The 16,601-nt window shown below is 71.8% G+C and carries 11 protein-coding genes and 1 pseudogene; 2 read left to right on the top strand and 10 right to left on the bottom strand.

The annotated features are described in order from the left end of the window. Nucleotides 1–13 precede the first annotated feature (13 nt). The 6 genes from OG718_RS10420 to OG718_RS10395 form a co-directional block, all read right to left on the bottom strand. Nucleotides 14–2,782, bottom strand: coding sequence for an NHLP bacteriocin export ABC transporter permease/ATPase subunit (locus OG718_RS10420; RefSeq protein ID WP_328847727.1), 2,769 nt, complete (start codon nucleotides 2,780–2,782; stop codon nucleotides 14–16). Nucleotides 2,783–2,912: 130 nt separating this feature from the next. Beyond that, nucleotides 2,913–5,129, bottom strand: a complete 2,217-nt coding sequence (locus OG718_RS10415) for an NHLP family bacteriocin export ABC transporter peptidase/permease/ATPase subunit (protein ID WP_306943117.1) — start codon at nucleotides 5,127–5,129, stop codon at nucleotides 2,913–2,915. 44 nt (nucleotides 5,130–5,173) lie between these two features. After that, nucleotides 5,174–5,980, bottom strand: coding sequence for an HlyD family efflux transporter periplasmic adaptor subunit (locus OG718_RS10410; protein ID WP_143635012.1), 807 nt, complete (start codon nucleotides 5,978–5,980; stop codon nucleotides 5,174–5,176). A gap of 107 nt (nucleotides 5,981–6,087) precedes the next feature. Continuing rightward, nucleotides 6,088–6,303, bottom strand: coding sequence for a hypothetical protein (locus tag OG718_RS10405; protein ID WP_055617627.1), 216 nt, complete (start codon nucleotides 6,301–6,303; stop codon nucleotides 6,088–6,090). 483 nt (nucleotides 6,304–6,786) lie between these two features. Further along, nucleotides 6,787–7,482: a type 1 glutamine amidotransferase domain-containing protein gene (locus OG718_RS10400; RefSeq protein ID WP_328843980.1), complete on the bottom strand. Its 696-nt coding sequence runs from the start codon at nucleotides 7,480–7,482 to the stop codon at nucleotides 6,787–6,789. A 196-nt stretch (nucleotides 7,483–7,678) separates the two neighbouring features. After that, a complete protein-coding gene (locus tag OG718_RS10395) occupies nucleotides 7,679–8,092 on the bottom strand; it encodes a PaaI family thioesterase (protein WP_328843979.1) in 414 nt (137 codons plus the stop codon). A 185-nt stretch (nucleotides 8,093–8,277) separates the two neighbouring features. On the opposite strand from OG718_RS10395, the gene OG718_RS10390 reads away from it, so the two are divergent. Continuing rightward, nucleotides 8,278–9,591 carry a S1 family peptidase gene (locus OG718_RS10390; protein ID WP_328843978.1) on the top strand — a complete coding sequence of 438 codons (1,314 nt, stop codon included), beginning with the start codon at nucleotides 8,278–8,280 and terminating at the stop codon, nucleotides 9,589–9,591. 158 nt (nucleotides 9,592–9,749) lie between these two features. On the opposite strand, the gene OG718_RS10385 is transcribed toward OG718_RS10390, so the two are convergent. Next, the gene (locus OG718_RS10385) at nucleotides 9,750–11,921 is read right to left on the bottom strand and encodes a SpoIIE family protein phosphatase (protein ID WP_443054978.1); all 2,172 of its coding nucleotides are present in this window, start codon (nucleotides 11,919–11,921) and stop codon (nucleotides 9,750–9,752) included. Nucleotides 11,922–12,062: 141 nt separating this feature from the next. Between OG718_RS10385 and OG718_RS10380 the strand changes: the two are divergent. After that, nucleotides 12,063–12,689: pseudogene (locus OG718_RS10380) on the top strand (LuxR C-terminal-related transcriptional regulator); the annotation flags it as partial. On the opposite strand, the gene OG718_RS54400 reads toward OG718_RS10380, so the two are convergent. From OG718_RS54400 to OG718_RS10365, 3 genes are all read right to left on the bottom strand, one after another. Next, nucleotides 12,615–14,492, bottom strand: a complete 1,878-nt coding sequence (locus OG718_RS54400; protein ID WP_443055331.1) for an ATP-binding cassette domain-containing protein — start codon at nucleotides 14,490–14,492, stop codon at nucleotides 12,615–12,617. The pseudogene OG718_RS10380 and the gene OG718_RS54400 overlap by 75 nt on opposite strands. Before the next feature lie 116 nt (nucleotides 14,493–14,608). After that, entirely contained in the window at nucleotides 14,609–16,399 is a 1,791-nt protein-coding gene (locus OG718_RS10370; RefSeq protein ID WP_443055330.1) for an ABC transporter ATP-binding protein, read from the bottom strand. A gap of 35 nt (nucleotides 16,400–16,434) precedes the next feature. Then, on the bottom strand, nucleotides 16,435–16,551 hold the full coding sequence (locus OG718_RS10365) for a SapB/AmfS family lanthipeptide (protein WP_055617622.1): 117 nt from the start codon (nucleotides 16,549–16,551) through the stop codon (nucleotides 16,435–16,437). Nucleotides 16,552–16,601: the final 50 nt, after the last annotated feature.

Raw genomic sequence — 16,601 nt, 5'->3', positions numbered from 1 at the left:
CCGCCGCGTCCGGCTACTGCATCTGCCGCCGCACCAGCTCGTGCAGCCGCCCGCCCGTGTCCGCCAACAGCTGGGCGGGCGGGCCCTGTTGGGCGACCCGGCCGTCCTCCATCACGATGACGCGGTCCGCGTCCATGACGGTGGACAGGCGGTGCGCGATCACCACGCGCGTGGCGTTGAGAGCGCGGGTGCTCTCGATGACCGTGCGCTGGGTCTCGTTGTCCAGGGCGCTGGTCGCCTCGTCGAAGAAGAGGATGCGAGGCCGCCGGATCAGCGCCTGGGCGATCATCAGACGCTGGCGCTGGCCGCCGGACACGGCGCCGCTGCCCGAGACGATCGTGTGCAGGCCCATCGGCATGCGCTTGATGTCCTCGGCGAGACCGGCCATCTCGGCGGCCGCCATCGCCTCCTCGGGCGTGTAGGGCTCGGTGCCGCAGATGACGTCCAGGATCGACCCGGTGAAGGGCTGCGCGTGCTGGAGCACCACACCGCACTGACGGCGTACGGCCGACTGGTCGAGGGCCGCCAGGTCCTGGCCGTCGTACAGGACGCTCCCCGAGACCGGCTTGTCGAAGCCGATGAGCAGCCGCAGCAGGGTGGACTTGCCGCAGCCGCTGGGGCCGACGACCGCCACGAACTCGCCCGGCCGGATGGCGAAGGACACGTCGTCGAGGACGAGCGGACCGTCGTCGGTGTACCGGAAGGTGAGCTTCTTCGCCTCAAGGGCTCCGGACAGCTCGGCGGGGCGTGTGCTCGCCACCCGCACCTCGGGCGTCGCGTCGAGGACCGGCCGGATCTCCGCGAACATCGGCAGCGCGGAGACCATCGACACAAAGGCGCCCGTCACCTGGGTGACCGAGGTCAGCAGCATCGTCATCGAGGTGTTGAACGTCAGGAAGGCGGCGGCCGACAGCGAACCGCGCGCTGGGCCCGCCAGCAACATGAACATGATGAGTGAGCAGAGCGGCAGGTACACCGCGCCCAGCACCGTCGTGAGGTTCTTGATCCGGCCCACGCGCTGCTGGAGCTCACGGCTGCGGGCGAACTCGCCCGCCCAGGCCGCGTACGCGTAGTTCTCGGCAGCCGCTACCCGCAGCTTGGGCAGGCCGCGCAGGGTCTGGAAGGCCTGGTTGTTGAGCTTGTTGCTGAGGACGACCAGTCGGCGCTGCCAGCGCACCTGCCACAGACCGAGCCCGAGGAAGACCCCGGCGATGACGACGAGCATGCCGATCGCGGCGAGTGCCATCGGGACGCTGTACCAGAAGAGCAGCGCGAGGTTCATCGCGCCGACCGTCACCGACTGGACCACCACCGGGCCGACGCCCGCCATCAGCCGGCGGATGGCGCTGATGCCCATGGCGGCGCTGGCCAGTTCACCGGTGGAGCGCGAGGTGAAGAACTTCGTCGGCAGCCGCAGCAGCCTGTCCCACACGGCCGGTTGGAGCGTGGCCTCGATACGGCCCTCCAGCCGCAGCATGGTGAGGTTCTGCATCAGCATGAAGGCCGCCGACACCACACTGGCGATCATGATGGCCAGGCAGAACTGGACGATCAGGCTCTCCTGGGCCTTCGGCACGAACTCGCCGAGCACCTTGCCGGTCGCGATCGGCACCAGCGCACCGAGGGCCACCGTCACCAGACCGCTGAGCGCGAGGTAGCGCATGTCCCCGCCGGTGCCCCGGAGACTGAACCGCAGCAGCCGCAGAGGGCTCAGCCGGCGCTCGGGCAGCGGCCGGTAGAACATGACGGCCCGCGGTTCGAACTCCGCCGCGTTGGCCTTCTCGACCGGCGTCTCACGACCGCTCGACGGATGCACCGCCACATATCCGCCGCGCCTCCACAGCAGCGCGGCCGGGGCGCCGGAAGCGACCCGGTGTCCGACAAGGGGCCCGATGTTGTCGCGCCACCAGCGCCCGTCGAGGCGTACGGCACGCACCCGGACCCGGGAGGCCAGCGCGATCTGTTCGACGGGGTCGAGGCGGTCGCTCTCCGCGCCGCCCTGCGCCGGGTCCGCGAGCGTGATCCCGGCAGCGCGGGCGACGAGCCTGCAGGCGGCGTACGTGGCATCGGCGTCCGCCGCGCCCGGACCCGAGCCCGAACGCTTGGACATGGAGGCGATCAGCGTCCGGTCGGCCTGCGCGCGGACCGCCTCGCCGGCCTTGATGCCCGCGGCCGTGCGGGTCTCGTGCGTGCGCTCCAGCTGCTCGATCCAGCGGTCGAGGGTGGCCAGCAGCCGGTACTGCTGGTCGACCATCGCCTGCCACATCGCGGGGTCCACCAGCAGGTCCGCCGCGGCCTCGGCCCCGTACATGGAGCCGTACTGCACACTGCCCGGCGGCACCTGCATCCACAGCACGTCGTCGTCCGTGAGGACCGCGTCCCGCTCGGTCGCCAGAGGCGCCTCGAAGAGGATGGCGAGGCCCCGGCCGGCGCCGAGCGAGAGGGCGTACTCCAGAGGGCTGGTGGCCGGCGGGACGTACTGGGGATTGCCGTACGCGTCGTACGTCCAGGTCTCGGTCTGCGGGGGCTGGTACAGCTCGCGCAGCGCGATCCGGCGCAGTACGCACTCGCGCAGCGGCCTGCCGACCAGGGTGTGCTGGGGTCCCGCGACCGGGCCGAGCAGCAGGGAGCCCGCTTCGAGGCGTCCGAGGTGGTGCCAGTGGCCCTGCTGGGCGGCGTCGACCGCGAACAGGTCCATGGCGCCGGACACGACCAGCCACAGCACGTGCGGCCCTTCGAGGTCCAGGCGGGTGAGGCCGGAGCCGTCGACCGGGGTGCCCATGGCGCCGAGCGCGGCCAGTACGTAGTCGCCCTCGGTGGCGGGCTGTTGGGGCTGCTCGGCCGGTTGATACTGCTGCTGGTTCTGCTGGTTCTGCTGGTTCTGCTGGTTCTGTGGGTACGCGGACGTCATCTCATCGCTCCCTGACCAGCTCGGCGTACGCGCCGCCGGCCGCCACCAGGGCGTCGTGACGCCCGCGTTCCACGATCGTGCCGTGCTGGAGGACCACGATCTCGTCGCTGTCGCGCACGGTACTGAGCCGGTGCGCGATCACCACGCAGGCACAGCCGCGCTTGCGCAGGTTGTCCATGACGAGCTGCTCGGTCTCCGCGTCCAGGGCGCTCGTCACCTCGTCGAGCACGAGGATGCTGGGCCTGCGCACCAACGCCCGCGCGATCTCCAGGCGTTGACGCTGGCCGCCGGAGAAGTTCCGCCCGTCCTGCTCGACCCGGCTCTGGATACCGCCCGGGCGGCGCATCACCACGTCGTACAGGGCCGCGTCCTCCAGCGCCGCGACCACGGCCTCGTCCGGGACCGACGGGTCCCACAGCGCGATGTTGTCGCGGACCGAGCCCTCGAAGAGGAACACGTCCTGGTCGACGAAGGAGACGGAGGCCGCGAGCGCGCCGCGCGGGATGTCCTCCAGACGCTGGTCGTCGATACGGATCACGCCCTCCCAGGGCGCGTACAACCCCGAGATCAGCCTGGACACCGTCGACTTGCCGCTGCCCGAGCCACCGACCAGGGCGACCTGCTGGCCCGGGCCGACCGTCAGTGAGAAGCCGGACAGCAGCGGCTTGTCGAGCGGGCTGTAGCCGAACGTGATGTTCTCCAGCTCCACATGGCCGTGCAGCCTGCGGGTGCTGTCGCCCCCGCCGCGGCGCGAGTACAGGGGGTCGGCCGCGAAGTTCTCGACGTCCTTGAGGCGGGCCACGTCGGCTGCGAAGTCCTGGATGCGGCCCGCGACGCCGTTGAGCCGGGTGATCGGCGCGGTGAAGCGGGTCACCAGCGCCTGGAACGCGACCAGCAGACCGACGGATATGTGCCCCTCCACGGCCCGCATACCGCCGATCCACAGGATGAGCGCGCTGTTGAGCGTCGCAAGGGTCGGCGCGACGACACCCAGCCAGGCACTCGGCACACCGAGCCGCTGCTGCTCCTCCAGCGTGGTGGCGTGCTGCCCGGCCCACTTGCGGAAGTAGCCCTCCTCGCCGCCGGTCGCCTTCATCGTCTCGATCAACTGGAGGCCCGTGTACGCCGTGTTGGTCAGCCGCGCGCTGTCGGCGCGCAGCTTGGCCGTACGCGTCGCACGCAGCCGGATCACCACCCGCATCGCCACGATGTTGAGCAGCGCGACCCCGATGCCCACGGCCGTGAGCTGCGGGTCGTAGGTGTAGAGCAGCACGGCGTAGAGGACGACGACCACCGCGTCCACGCCCGCCGCGGCCAGGTCCCGGGCCAGCGTCTCGGCCACCGCGTCGTTCGACTGGAGGCGCTGCACCAGGTCGGCCGGGCTGCGCTGGGAGAAGAAGGTGACCGGCAGCCGCATCAGATGCCGTAGGAACTTCGCGCTGCTGAGCGTGGACGAGATGATGCGGCCGCGCAGCAGGTTCGTCTGCTGCAGCCAGGTCAGCACGACCGTCAGCAGCACCGTCGCGCCCATCGACGAGAACAGCACCCCGAGCAGCGAGGTCTGCCCGCCGATCAGGAACATGTCGATGTACGTACGGCTGAGCGCGGGCACCGCCGCCCCGACCGCGACCAGCAGCAGGCTCGCCAGGACGGCGGCGGGCATCGTGCCCGACGTACCGCGCAGCCGGGCCGGCATGGCACCCATGACGCCGGGCTTGCGGCCGCCCTTCTCGAAGTCGGGACCCGGCTCCAGGACCAGCACGACACCGGTGAAGCTGGTGTCGAAGTCCTCCATGGGCACGAAGCGGCGGCCCTTGCCGGGGTCGTTGATGTGCACGCCGCGCCGGCCGAAGCGGCGCCCCATGCCGTCGTAGACGACGTAGTGGTTGAACTCCCAGAACAGGATCGCCGGAGCGCGCACCTCGGCGAGTGCGACCGTGTCCATCTGCATACCCTTGGCGGTGAGGCCGTAACTCCGCGCCGCCTTCAGCAGGTTGCTGGCCCGGGAGCCGTCGCGCGAGACACCGCAGGCGATGCGCAGCTCCTCCAGCGGGATGTGCCGTCCGTAGTGCCCGAGCACCATCGCGAGCGAGGCGGCGCCGCACTCCACGGCCTCCATCTGGAGGACGGTGGGTGTACGGACGGTCCTGACCCGGCCCTTGGGGACGGTGCGCTTGGGCGGGGTGGCGCGGCGGCGGCCCCGTACGGGCGGCGGCAGTTGTGACTCCCGGCCGGCCGCGTCTGTGGTCTCGTCGGTCGCGCTCACGGCAGCAGCCAATCGATCGGGCGCTGGTCATCCAGGCGGATCGAGCCGGAGGCCACGGTCATGGAGCTCAGCCGGAACGGCGGCCCGTCCGCGGACGACCACTTGTAGCCGGACTTTGTGCCCGACGAACGGTCGAGCCGGACGAGGACGGCCACCGGCCTGCCCTTCTTCGTGAACTGCTCGCCCAGCTGGCTGTCACCGAGGAAGGCGGCGATCTGCTGCTCCGACTGGGCGGCCCGGTCGACCGACTTCACATGGCCGCGCAGCACCCCGTACTGCTGGGTCGGCGCGGACTGGACGGTGAGGTCGACGGCAGCGTCCGAGGGAATCGTGGCGGCGTTCTCGGCGGGCACGTACACCGTCGCGTACAGCGGGTCGTCGGCGTCGGCGACCTTCTCCACGGCGGCCACGTTCGTACCCGTGCTGATGATCGCGCCGATGGTGGCGGCGAGCCCGGTGACGCGGCCCGCGGCGACACTGCGTACTACCGTCTCGCCCTTCGCCGTACGGACCTTGAGTACGGGGGCGTTCGCGGCGATCCGTCGGCCCTGCTCGGCGACGACGGCGGTGACCTGGCCGGAGACGGGGCTCTGCAGGAGGTAACTGCCCTGCCCGTGCGTGAGGATGGCGGGCGCGCTCACCGTGGACGCCACGGAGCCCGTCACGGCCCAGACCGACGCGGCCGCCATGACGACGACCGTCACGAACAGCACGAGCCAGCCCTGGGGGCGGGCGAAGCGCACCGGGAGGTCGAGCTCCTCCGGCGACTGCAGCTTGGCGAGGGCCTGTTGGCGGAACTGCACGGTCTTCCCTCACCTGCGAGAAATGAGATCCGAACTACGACATCCGTAAGTCCCGGAACCGGGAAGCGGTTCCGGGACTCACGGCACGCTATGCGATCACAGAGTGATCAGATGCCGGCGACCAGGCCGGTGACCGGGGCGGTGTTCAGGCCGGTCGCGCCCTCAACGGTGCCCACGACGGTGTCGACCAGGCCGGAAACCGGGGCGATGCCGTCGACGACGCCCGTGACGGTGCCGAGCGCGTTGACCGAGAGGCCACCGGAGACGTTGTCGAGCTCAGCGTCGGAGATCTCGACGGTGGCAACCTGGGGGGTGGAGTTCATGATGGAACTTCCCTTCCTATTGATATTCACAAGGGGGGAGCGGCCCCCTCTGGGGACAGATGGACGGCCGCGACCGCGGGCGTCCGGAACCCGGAACCGGGAACCGTCGAAACGACCCCCGCGGTGCAATGGATCAAAGCACGGGGCCGTGCCACGCATCCAATCAACGACCCATGTGATCAGGGCATTTGAGCGCCGGATCGACTCAACGGTGCAGGCGTGCGCACGTCTCGGTGGCGACTTCTTCACATGCCCCCGGGGTGATTCACATTTCGGCAACGGAGGGTGTGGGTCGGAATCGGGCACACCTCGCCAAAGACGCGGCACGCGACGATCCACTGTGTGGATTCGCCGCGTGCCGTGACCCGGGTGCGTATTCGATGTGCAGATTTGCTGAAGCCGGGATTCCGCTCTCTCGCTCGAACGGGCTGTTACCGCGTGGTGGCGGAGTGCAAGACGATGGCCTCTGTTGCGGGAGTGGCGTCAGCCGAGCTTCTTCAGGAGCTCGGCGGCGAGCGGCGCGGAGGAGGCGGGGTTCTGGCCCGTGACGAGGTTGCGGTCGACGACCACGTACGGCGCCCACGGCTCGCTCTCCTGGAAATCGGCGCCGATCTCCACCAGCCGGTCCTGGAGCAGCCACTTGGCCTTGTCGGCGAAACCGGCCTGGGTCTCCTCGGTGTTGGTGAAGCCGGTCAGCCGGTAGCCCGCGAAGGCGTTGCCGCCGTCCTCCTTGGTGGCGGCCAGCAGCGCGGCCGGGGCGTGGCAGACGACACCGAGCGGCTTGCCGGACTCCAGGGCGAGGGTGAGGAGCCGCCCCGAGTCGGCGTTGACGGCGAGGTCCTCCATGGGGCCGTGGCCGCCGGGGTAGAAGACGGCCACGTACTCGTCGAGGTCCACGTCCTCCACGCGGATGGGGTGCTGCAGCTCGGCGAACGAGCCGAGCGCGGCGGCGACCTTGGCGGCGCCCTCCTCGCCGCCGTTGAGCTCGGGAGCCAGGCTGCCCTGGTCCACGGTCGGCACGACGCCGCCCGGGGTGGCCACGACGACCTCGTGCCCCGCCGCCTTGAACGCCTCGTACGGGGCGACGGCCTCCTCGGCCCAGAAGCCGGTCGGGTGCTTGGTGCCGTCGGCGAGAGTCCAGAAGTCGGTACCGGTCACTACGAAAAGAATCTTTGCCATGCCTCGAAGGTAGGCCGACGGGACACGGAGATCCAATAGGGGATCCATTGGAGGGCATCGGATTTCCAATGGCATCACGGGAATAGACCCGAATGGCCGTCGGTGCGCCCGAATGTCGTCCTTTCGTCGCCCGCAACTGAAATGGGCAACGGATCCCGGCCGGGGAACGGATCCGGGCCCGGCAACGGACCGCGAATCAGCCGAGCAGCGCGTACACCGCACTCGCGCGGGCCGCGATCTCCTCCGTGCCCTCAGCGGTCATCGTGAGGTCGGCGAACGCCATCCGACGGCCCAGTTTCGTCACGACCGCCTCGATCAGGACGTCCGCGTCCATGACCGCACGCTGGAACGTCGTGGACTGCTGGACCGTGGTCATCGGCCCGTACGCGCCGCGCGCCGCCGACACCGCGATCACCGTCGCCGTGTCCGCCGCGGCCATCAGGGCCTGCCCCGACATCGAACCGCCCTCCCGCGCGAGCCGATCGGACCAGGGCAGCCGCAGTACCGCCCGACGGTCGCCCAATTCCTCGACCGACAGATTGAGTTCGAGGACCCAGGGGGCGAAGTTGGCCGAGAGGATCTTGTCCGCATCAGTGGTGGTCAGCGTCATGCGGGCATTGTTCCCCGGCATCCGCGACGGGTCACCGGCGACACCGGATTCGTGCTTTCGCAAAGGAAGTTGAGAAAAGCCGTTGAACGCCACACGCACCGCTTGCGTACCTACAGCCATCCAGGCGCCCGCAGTCAGCTGCCAGACGGCGGCTCGGACCCCCCAGTCCCCAGGAGGTCAAGAAGTTGAGTCACAAGCGGATACCCAAGCGCAAGGCCGTCATAGCCGCAGGAAGCGTGGTGGCGCTCGGCGCGGCGGCACTCATCCTGCCCAACGCGATGGCGTCCCAGACCGATGCGACGGAAGGTGCCGCCCCCAGAACGGTGAAGGCCGCGGAGGCGTCGGACCTTGCCTCGCAGCTGTCCGAACTGCTCGGTGAAGCCTATGCCGGTGCGTACTACGACTCGGGCAAGCAGCAGCTCATCATCAACGTCGCGGGCGACGACAACAACATCATCGTCCAGGCGGAGGAGGCCGGCGCTGTCGTCCAGCAGGTCGACAACAGCACGAAGGAGCTCACGGCGGCCTCGCAGACGCTGAAGAGCGACGCGACCATCCCCGGCACCTCGTGGGCCGTCGACCCCAGGACGAACAAGATCCAGGTCACCGCCGACAGCACCGTTACGGGCGCAAACTGGGACCAGCTCGAGTCGACCGTCAAGAGCCTCGGCTCGGGCATGGCGACCATCAAGAAGTCCGCCGGCACGTTCAAGACGTTCGTCGAGGGCGGCGACGCCATCTTCGGCGGCGGCGCACGCTGCTCGCTCGGTTTCAACGTCGTCGCCGACGACGGCGCCCCGGCCTTCCTGACGGCGGGCCACTGCGGTGTCGCCGCGGCCGAGTGGTCGGACTCCGAGGCCGGCGCGCCGATCGGCACGGTCGAGGCGGCCACGTTCCCCGGTGACGGCGACTTCGCCCTCGTCAAGTACGACGACCCGGCGACCGAGGCGCCCAGCACGGTGAACACCGGCCAGCAGTCGGTGGAGATCACCCAGGCCGCGGAGGCCGCGGTCGGCCAGGCCGTCATCCGGATGGGCAGCACCACCGGTCTGAACGACGGTGAGGTCACCGGCCTCAATGCCACCGTGAACTACCCGGAGGGCACGGTCACCGGCCTCATCCAGACCAACGTCTGCGCCGAGCCCGGCGACAGCGGCGGCTCCCTGTTCACCGCGGACGGCAGCGCGATCGGCCTGACCTCGGGCGGCAGCGGCGACTGCACCGTCGGCGGCGAGACCTTCTTCCAGCCGGTGACCACCGCGCTGGCCGCGGTCGGCGCGACGCTCGGTGCGGGCGACGCGGGTGCCGGTGCCGGTGAAGAGGCCGGCGCCGGTGAGGAAGCCGGTGCTGGTGAAGAGGCCGGTGCCGGTGAGGAAGCCGGTGCCGGTGGCGACGCGGTCGGCGGCGAAGAGGTCGGCGGCGAGGAGCAGGTCGGCGGCGTCAACGACCAGAACGGTGACGGTGTGGACGACGAGTCGGGGCTCACGAACAACCAGTGACCTGGACGTACGTCGTGACGGTGCCTAGTTGATGTGGAGCGGCCCGGTTCTCCTGTGGGGGAGCCGGGCCGCTCTGCACGTATGGGATGTACGGGGGCTTTGGGTGGTGCGTCGTCCGCGGGTCGGTGGGGGCTGGTCGCGCAGTTCCCCGCGCCCCTTCAGGGCGCGGGGCGGGCGCGGAGCAGTAGGAGTGCCACGTCGTCCACCCGTTCCTCTGCCGTTCCGCTGTGTTCCACGAGGGAGTCGGCCACCTCGTCGAGGGGGCGGTCGCCGATCTCGGTGAGCCGTTGCGCGAGGCCGGCCAGTGCGTCCTCGATGTCGACGCCGGGGGACTCGATCAGCCCGTCGGTGTAGAGGGCGAGCAGTGACCCGGGCGGCAGCGCGACGTCGGTGGTCGGGTAGGTGGCGGCCGGGTCGATGCCGAGCAGCGGTCCGCCGGCCAGGTCGAGGACCCGTACCTTGCCGTCCGGCTTTCTCAGCAGGGGCGGCGGATGCCCTGCCCGGGCCATCACGAGCTGCCCGTGCGCCGGGTCCAGGCGCAGATAGACACAGCTCGCGAAGAGTTCCGTACCAAGGTCGATCATCAGCCGGTTGGTGCTGCTCATGACCTCCCCCGGCGGCTGGCCGACGGTCGTGTACGCACGTACGGCGGTACGGATCTGCCCCATCAGGCCGGCCGCGGTGACGTTGTGGCCCTGTACGTCCCCGATCACCGCCGCGGCCTGGCCGCCCGACGCGCCCTCGCCGCCCGTCGGCACCAGGTCGTAGAAGTCCCCGCCGATCTCCATGCCCTGAGTCGCGGGCAGATAGCGGGCGGCCGCCTCGATGCCGGGCAGGGACGGCAGCGAGTGCGGCAGCAGCGCGGCCTGCAGACCGTGCGCCAGCTGGTGCTTGGCGTCGTAGAGGCGGGCCCGGTCCAGCGCCTGCGCGATCAGTCCGCTCAGGCTGGTCAGCACGGCACGCTCGTCGGCCGGGAAGGGATGCGGGTCGGCGTACGCCAGGACACAGGTGCCCACCGGCCGCCCGGACGCGATGAGCGGCAGAAACGCCCAGGCCGCCATGCCGTCGGGCGTGGAGTTCCGGGCCGGGTAGAGGCGCTCCAGCTGCTGACGGGAGTCGAAGAAGGCGGGCACACCGCTCCTCAGGGCGTGCGCCCCGGGAGTCTGCTCGGTCAGCGGCATCCCGTCGAAGCGCTCGACGACATGCGGATCCGGATAGCCGCGGTGCCCGAGGACGTGCAGCCGGCCCGCCTGGGAGCCGAGGAGCACCAGCGCCTGACTGCCGACGGCGGGCGCGATCTCGTCCGCGACCAGCTGCACCACGTCCTGCACCCCCACCGCCTCGGTGAGTGCCCCGGCAAGGCTCAGCACCTGCGAGATGGTCACGAGGCGCGTGCCGGTGTCCGCGTGCCGGAACCCCGCAGAGCCCTCCCGCGCCACGGCCCGCGCCCGGGTGATGCGCAGGCTCAGCCCGTTCGTACTGGGATGGAGCCGGAACGACAGCCAGTCCGAGGGCGGCCGGAGCGCCACGAACGACGTCGTCTGCTGGCTGAGCAGCGCGGCCCGGTAGCGGTCCTCGTAGACCGGATCGTTGAGCCACGGCACGGTCGCCCACAGCTGGGTGCCCAGCAGCCCGCTGACCGGCAGGCCGAGCAGGTCGGCCGCCGCCGCGTTGGCGAAGCTGATCCGGCCGTGCAGATCGAGCGCGCACAGCCCGTACGGCAGCCGCGCCACCATCCGCGCCGCCTCCACCGTGCCGAGTGTTCCGGCCACCGTCGCCACCGACGCCGGGGCGATCAGATCGGGCTCCGGATGGATCGCCCGGCCCTCCTCGACGGCCCGCTCCAGACGTAGCGCGAGCCGGTCGCAGGCGGCGGTGAGATGGTCCCGCTCCCGGTCGGACAGCTCCGCGGGGTGCGAGCCCGGCCAGGTCACGAAGACCGCCCCGTAGGTGGCCCGGTCGGTCGCCACCGGCAGCGCGGCCAGCGCGAACGGGTACGGCAGGACGACGGCGATCCGCGGATAGCTGCGGGCCATCTCCTCCTCGCCGCCCACCCACACGAGCCGCCGGTCGCGGGCCGCCTCCGCCACCGGGATCGGCGCGCTCAGGCCCACCCGCTCCCAGGGCGCCGCGAACGCCCTGGGCAGCCCGGCCATCACCGCCATCTCCAGTACCGGCTCGCCGGGGGTCAGCAGGTACACCGCGCCCGAGTGCGCGTGGACGTCGTCCATGAGCGCGGCGAGCGTCAGCGACAGCAGCGGCCGGCCGACCGGCGGCGGGGCGGCGTCCCGTTCCTGCCCGGACATCTGCCAGTCGGACACGCCGACCACCTCCTCCCACGGACACGCGAAGGAGCCCAGGGCACAAGGCTCCCCCGGGAGGGCGGTTCCCGCACGGCGAGGGGGCCCGGGGAGCCACGGCCACCGGCCTTGACGTCACCGTCACCGACCCCGGCGCCCCGGTGGCCGACCATGGCCGGTTCTTCACGCCCGGGACAGGAGAGAAGTGGGACACGCCTGTCATTGGGCACACGCGCAGAGCACGACGCAATCGACAGGCGGAGGGCGGAAGGGACGGACGTGATCCGGGTGCTTCTGGTGCACGACGCGTTTCTGGTGCGGTCGGTCCTGGCGGAGTGGCTGCGCCGGGAATCCGACTTGACGGTGTTCGACACCGAGTGGGGTGGTGCGCCCGGGAGCGCCCGATCGCTGCGGCCCGACGTCTGCGCGGCGGATCTCGAACGCGTCGACTCCTACGAGATGCCGCCGCTCGGTGACCTGTGCGGGCGGGGCACCACGGACCCCCGCCTGCTCGTGCTGGCCACGGCGCGAAGACCCGGCCTCCTGCGCCGCGCGTTCGACGCCGGGGCGCTCGGCTACGTGGACAAGGAGGGCTCGCCGGAACGGCTGGTCTCCGCGATACGGCGGGTCGCCGCGGGCGAACGCTGCGTCGACGACTCGCTCGGGTTCGGCTTCCTCAGAGCCGCCCGGATGCCGCTGACCAGCCGGGAGCTGAGCGTGCTCTCACTGGCCGCCGAAGGCTCCTCCGTCGCGGAGATCGCCGGAAGCCTCCATCTGTCCCACGGGACCGTACGCAACTACATGGCGGCGATCACGCGGAAGACCGGGGCCCGCAACCGCGTCGACGCCATCCGGATCTCGCAGGGGGAGGGCTGGCTGTGATGTCTCCGGCCGGTGCGCGGCCGGGACGGTCGCGGCTCCACCGGCCGGCGACCAGGCGCCGACCAGATCGCGATAGAGCGGGGAGCGGTCCAACAGGTCGTCGTGGCTGCCATACGCGGTCCGTCGGCCGTCCATGACCAGCACCCGGTCGGCGCGGAGGGCGGAGCTGATGCGGTGCGCCACGACCACGAGCGTGCCGCCCCGCCGGACGAAGGCGCGCTCCACACGCTCCTCGGCCGCCGGGTCCAGGTGACAGGTCGCCTCGTCCAGCAGGGCGAGGGGGGCATGGGCGAGGTAGGCGCGGGTCAGCGCGATGAGCTGGCGCTCGCCCGAGGACAGGGACGCGGGGTCGACCTCGGCCGTCGGCCCGCCCAGCGTGTCGAGCAGCGCGCTCAGCCCGAGGGCCTCGGCCGCGGCCAGCAGCTCCAGCTCGGGCACGGGGGCCGGCCGCAGCTGGCCGAGGTTCTCGGCGAGCGTGCCGGTGAAGACGTACGCCTCCTGCGGGATCAGTACGCGGGTGGGGTGCGCGGAGCGGCCGGGCGCAGGACGGTCGTCGAGCGCCGGGCATACGTCGACGGAGCCCCCGGTCGGTGCGAGGAGACCGGCCATGAGTGCGGTGAGCGTGGACTTGCCGATGCCGCTGGGGCCCACGATCGCCAGGTGGGTGCCGTGGGGGACGGACAGGTGGAGGTTGTCGATCACCGGCTCGCTGGCGGGGCCGTAGGCGAAGGTGACGGAGGAGAGTGTGACGGCGGCGGGAGGGCCGGGCGGCGCGGAGCCCGGTGCGGGTGCCGTGTCCGGTGCGAGGGCGGGGGCGTTCGTGGGTGCCGGAGTGTCCGGCGCGATCCTGCGCAGGACGACCGCCAGCCGGGAGCCGCTCGTGCCCAGGCCGTGGATCAGGTTCTGGAGGGCCGGGAGCAGGGACTGCGTGACATAGGCGAGGGCACCCACCAGTGCGCCGGGTGTGACCCCGTGGGCGAGGAGCCAGGGCGCGGTCGCGAGCAGGAGGACGATCGGGAGCTGTCCGCCGATCGCCAGGGCCACTACCCTCAGGACGCCCCAGCGGGCCAGGGACCTCGCGGCGCACTGCTCGACCGCGATACGTACCCCCGTCTCGGCGGCGATCCGGTCCTCGGCACCGGCGGCCGTGATGTCCCGCAACCCCGGGCAGACCGAGCCGAGTCGGCCGGCGAGGTCCTCGTCGGCGACGAGGAAGGCCTCCTGGCGGCGGGTCAGTGGCCGCAGTGTCAGGGCGAACAGGCCCACGCCGGCGGCGAGCGGCGGCGCCACCACGAGCAGCAGTGGCGGCGCGAGCGAGAACAGACCGATCAGGGCGCCGGCGGCGGTGAACACGAACGAGCGCGACACCATCACCAGTCCGGCGAAGGTGTCCCGGGCGATCTCCACCTGCTGGGTGAGCCGGGACAGCGCGCCCCGGTCCGCTTCCCGCACCCCGCGCTCGACCACGTGCCGCACGAGCCGGTCCCGCAACGGCTCGACCAGCGCGGCCACGGCCCCGTAGACCCGCCCGGTTCCGTACGCCCCGACGACCACGGCGACGGCGGCCGCCGCGAGCCAGCCCAGCCCGACGTCCACCCGACCGGCCAGGAACCCGGCGTCGAGGGCCCGCGCCAGCGCGTACCCGGTGAGGAAGGTCTGCGCCGTCTCCAGCACGGACCATGCGGCGAGCCGTCCGACCACGCGCCGCCTGGCCCACAGGAAGCGGAGCCCGCGCCGGTGGACGCTGTTGTGCCTGTCCGAAGCCGTGGCGCCGGCGCGCCGGGCACCATGGGGCGGCTCGCTCTTGGGGCGCCCGTCGCTCGGCGGGTCCCCGCTCACGGACTCCCTCCGTTCCGCTCGCCGCCAGGAAGCGTGGCGTCGCCGTACACGGCCTCGTCACTCGCGTACACGGCCGCATCGCTGCCGAACACGGCCCGGTACTCGGCCTGCGCCCACAACTCCGCGTGCCGGCCGACGGCACGCACCCGCCCTCCCTCCAGCCACGCCACCGAGTCCGCCCGGGCCGCCGTCGATGCCCGGTGGGCGACGACCAGGCGGCCGCATCCCGGTGTGTGCCGGAAGAGCGCCTCCGTGACGTGGTGTTCCGTCACCGTGTCGAGGCTCGACAGCGCGTCGTCCAGGATCAGCAGCCGCCCGCCACGGGCGAACGCCCTTGCCAGCCCGAGGCGTTGGGCCTCGCCGCCGGAGAGCGGGGCCGCTGCGCAGGGTGTCGCGTAACCGTGGGGCAGACGGCGTACGAAGTCGTCGGCGCGGGCGGTGCGGGCGGCCTCCCGGACCCGGTCCGGGGGCGGTGGCGGGTGACCGAAGCCGATCGTGTCCTCGACGGTCTCGCCGAGCAGGGCGGGGCGTTCGAAGGCGTAACCGATCGCGCGCCGCAGCGTGTGTCGGTCCAGTTCGCGCAGCGGCACTCCGTCGAGGAGCACCTCGCCGGAGTCCGGGTCGGCCAGTCGACCGGCGAGCGCGGCGAGCAGTGACTTGCCCGCGCCCGAGCGTCCGACCACGGCCAGTGTGGTTCCGCCGGGCACGACGAGGTCGACACCGTCCAGCACGGTACGGCCGCCGCGGTTCCGTGCGGTCACCGCGCGCAGCTCCAACTGCCCCTGTCCCGGCGGGAGACGGCGCGTCCCGTACGTAGTCCCAGGCTCCTCCAGCACCTCGCCGAGTCGGCGTGCCGAAGCCCGGGCCTCGACCAGCCCACCGAGGCGGCCGACGAGCACGCCGACGCCGGTCGCCAGTACGGCGTACCGGGAGGCGGCGAGGAACTCGCCGACGGAGAGCCGGTGTTGGGTGAGCAGCAGGCCCGCCGTGGCCAGCACCGCGATCTGCAGCAGCGGCGCCACCCCGACGGCCTGTGCGGCGGCGCGCCCCTGGACGCGCCACATCCGGTGGCCCTCGCGGGACAGTTCGGGCAGCGGTCGCAGGATCCGTGCGACCTCCTTGTCGGCGGTCCCGCCCGCCGCGATGGTGCGCGCGCCGCCGAGCGCCTCCGCCAGCGCGCCCGCGATCCGCCCCTGCGCGTCCTGGTAACGCGCCACGCACCGCGAGGAGTTGCGTGCGAAGGCCCGGAGGACCGCCACGACGACGGGCACCCCGCCCAGGAACACGAGTGCCAGCCGGGGATCGATCAGCCAGAGCGCCACGACCGCCCCGAGCGGAGCGGCCAGTGCGGCGAAGAGGCCGGCCAGCGTTGCGGGGGCCGTTCCGGCCTGCGCGGCGTTGCCGACGAGACGTGCGACGAGCTCACCCGGTCCGAACCGGTGTCCGGCCCGCGGCCCGACGCCCAGCACATGGCCCGTGAGCCGCTCGCGCAGCCACGCGGTGGCCCGGGCGTTCGTGGTCGCGCCCAGTACCGTCTCGCACGCGTCGAGCACGGCGAGCACCAGCACCAGGGCCGTGCAGTAGAGCACCCAGTTCGTGGCCCGGGAGGGGTTCGCCAGCAGGACGTCGAGCGCCCGCCCCAGCGCGGCCGGCAGCAGCAGACCCGCCGCCGTCCCGGCCAGGGACAGGACGGCGAGGATCGCGCAGCGGACGCCACTGTGCCGGGTCGCCGCACGCAACAGCTCAACGCCGTGCGAGGCCCCGGGCGGCCCCTCCCCACTGGGGATCGGGAACCGCCCGGAGCCGTGGGAACGCGGTGATGTCAGAGACACAGGGTGACGCTGGCCGCGCTGATGCACGAGAGCAGGCTGAGGGTGCTGTTCGCGCCGCCGTCCGTCTGCTCGTCGGATTCCATCGTCTGCAGGTCGAGAAGTGCCATGGTGATGTCCTTTTCTCTCTGTGAAGTCGCCCTGTGGGGACGGGGTTTGG

This window comes from Streptomyces sp. NBC_00258 (assembly GCF_036182465.1).
Lineage (GTDB): Bacteria > Actinomycetota > Actinomycetes > Streptomycetales > Streptomycetaceae > Streptomyces.
Note: the sequence above shows the minus strand (reverse complement) of the source record. Positions and strands in the feature narration are given on the sequence as shown.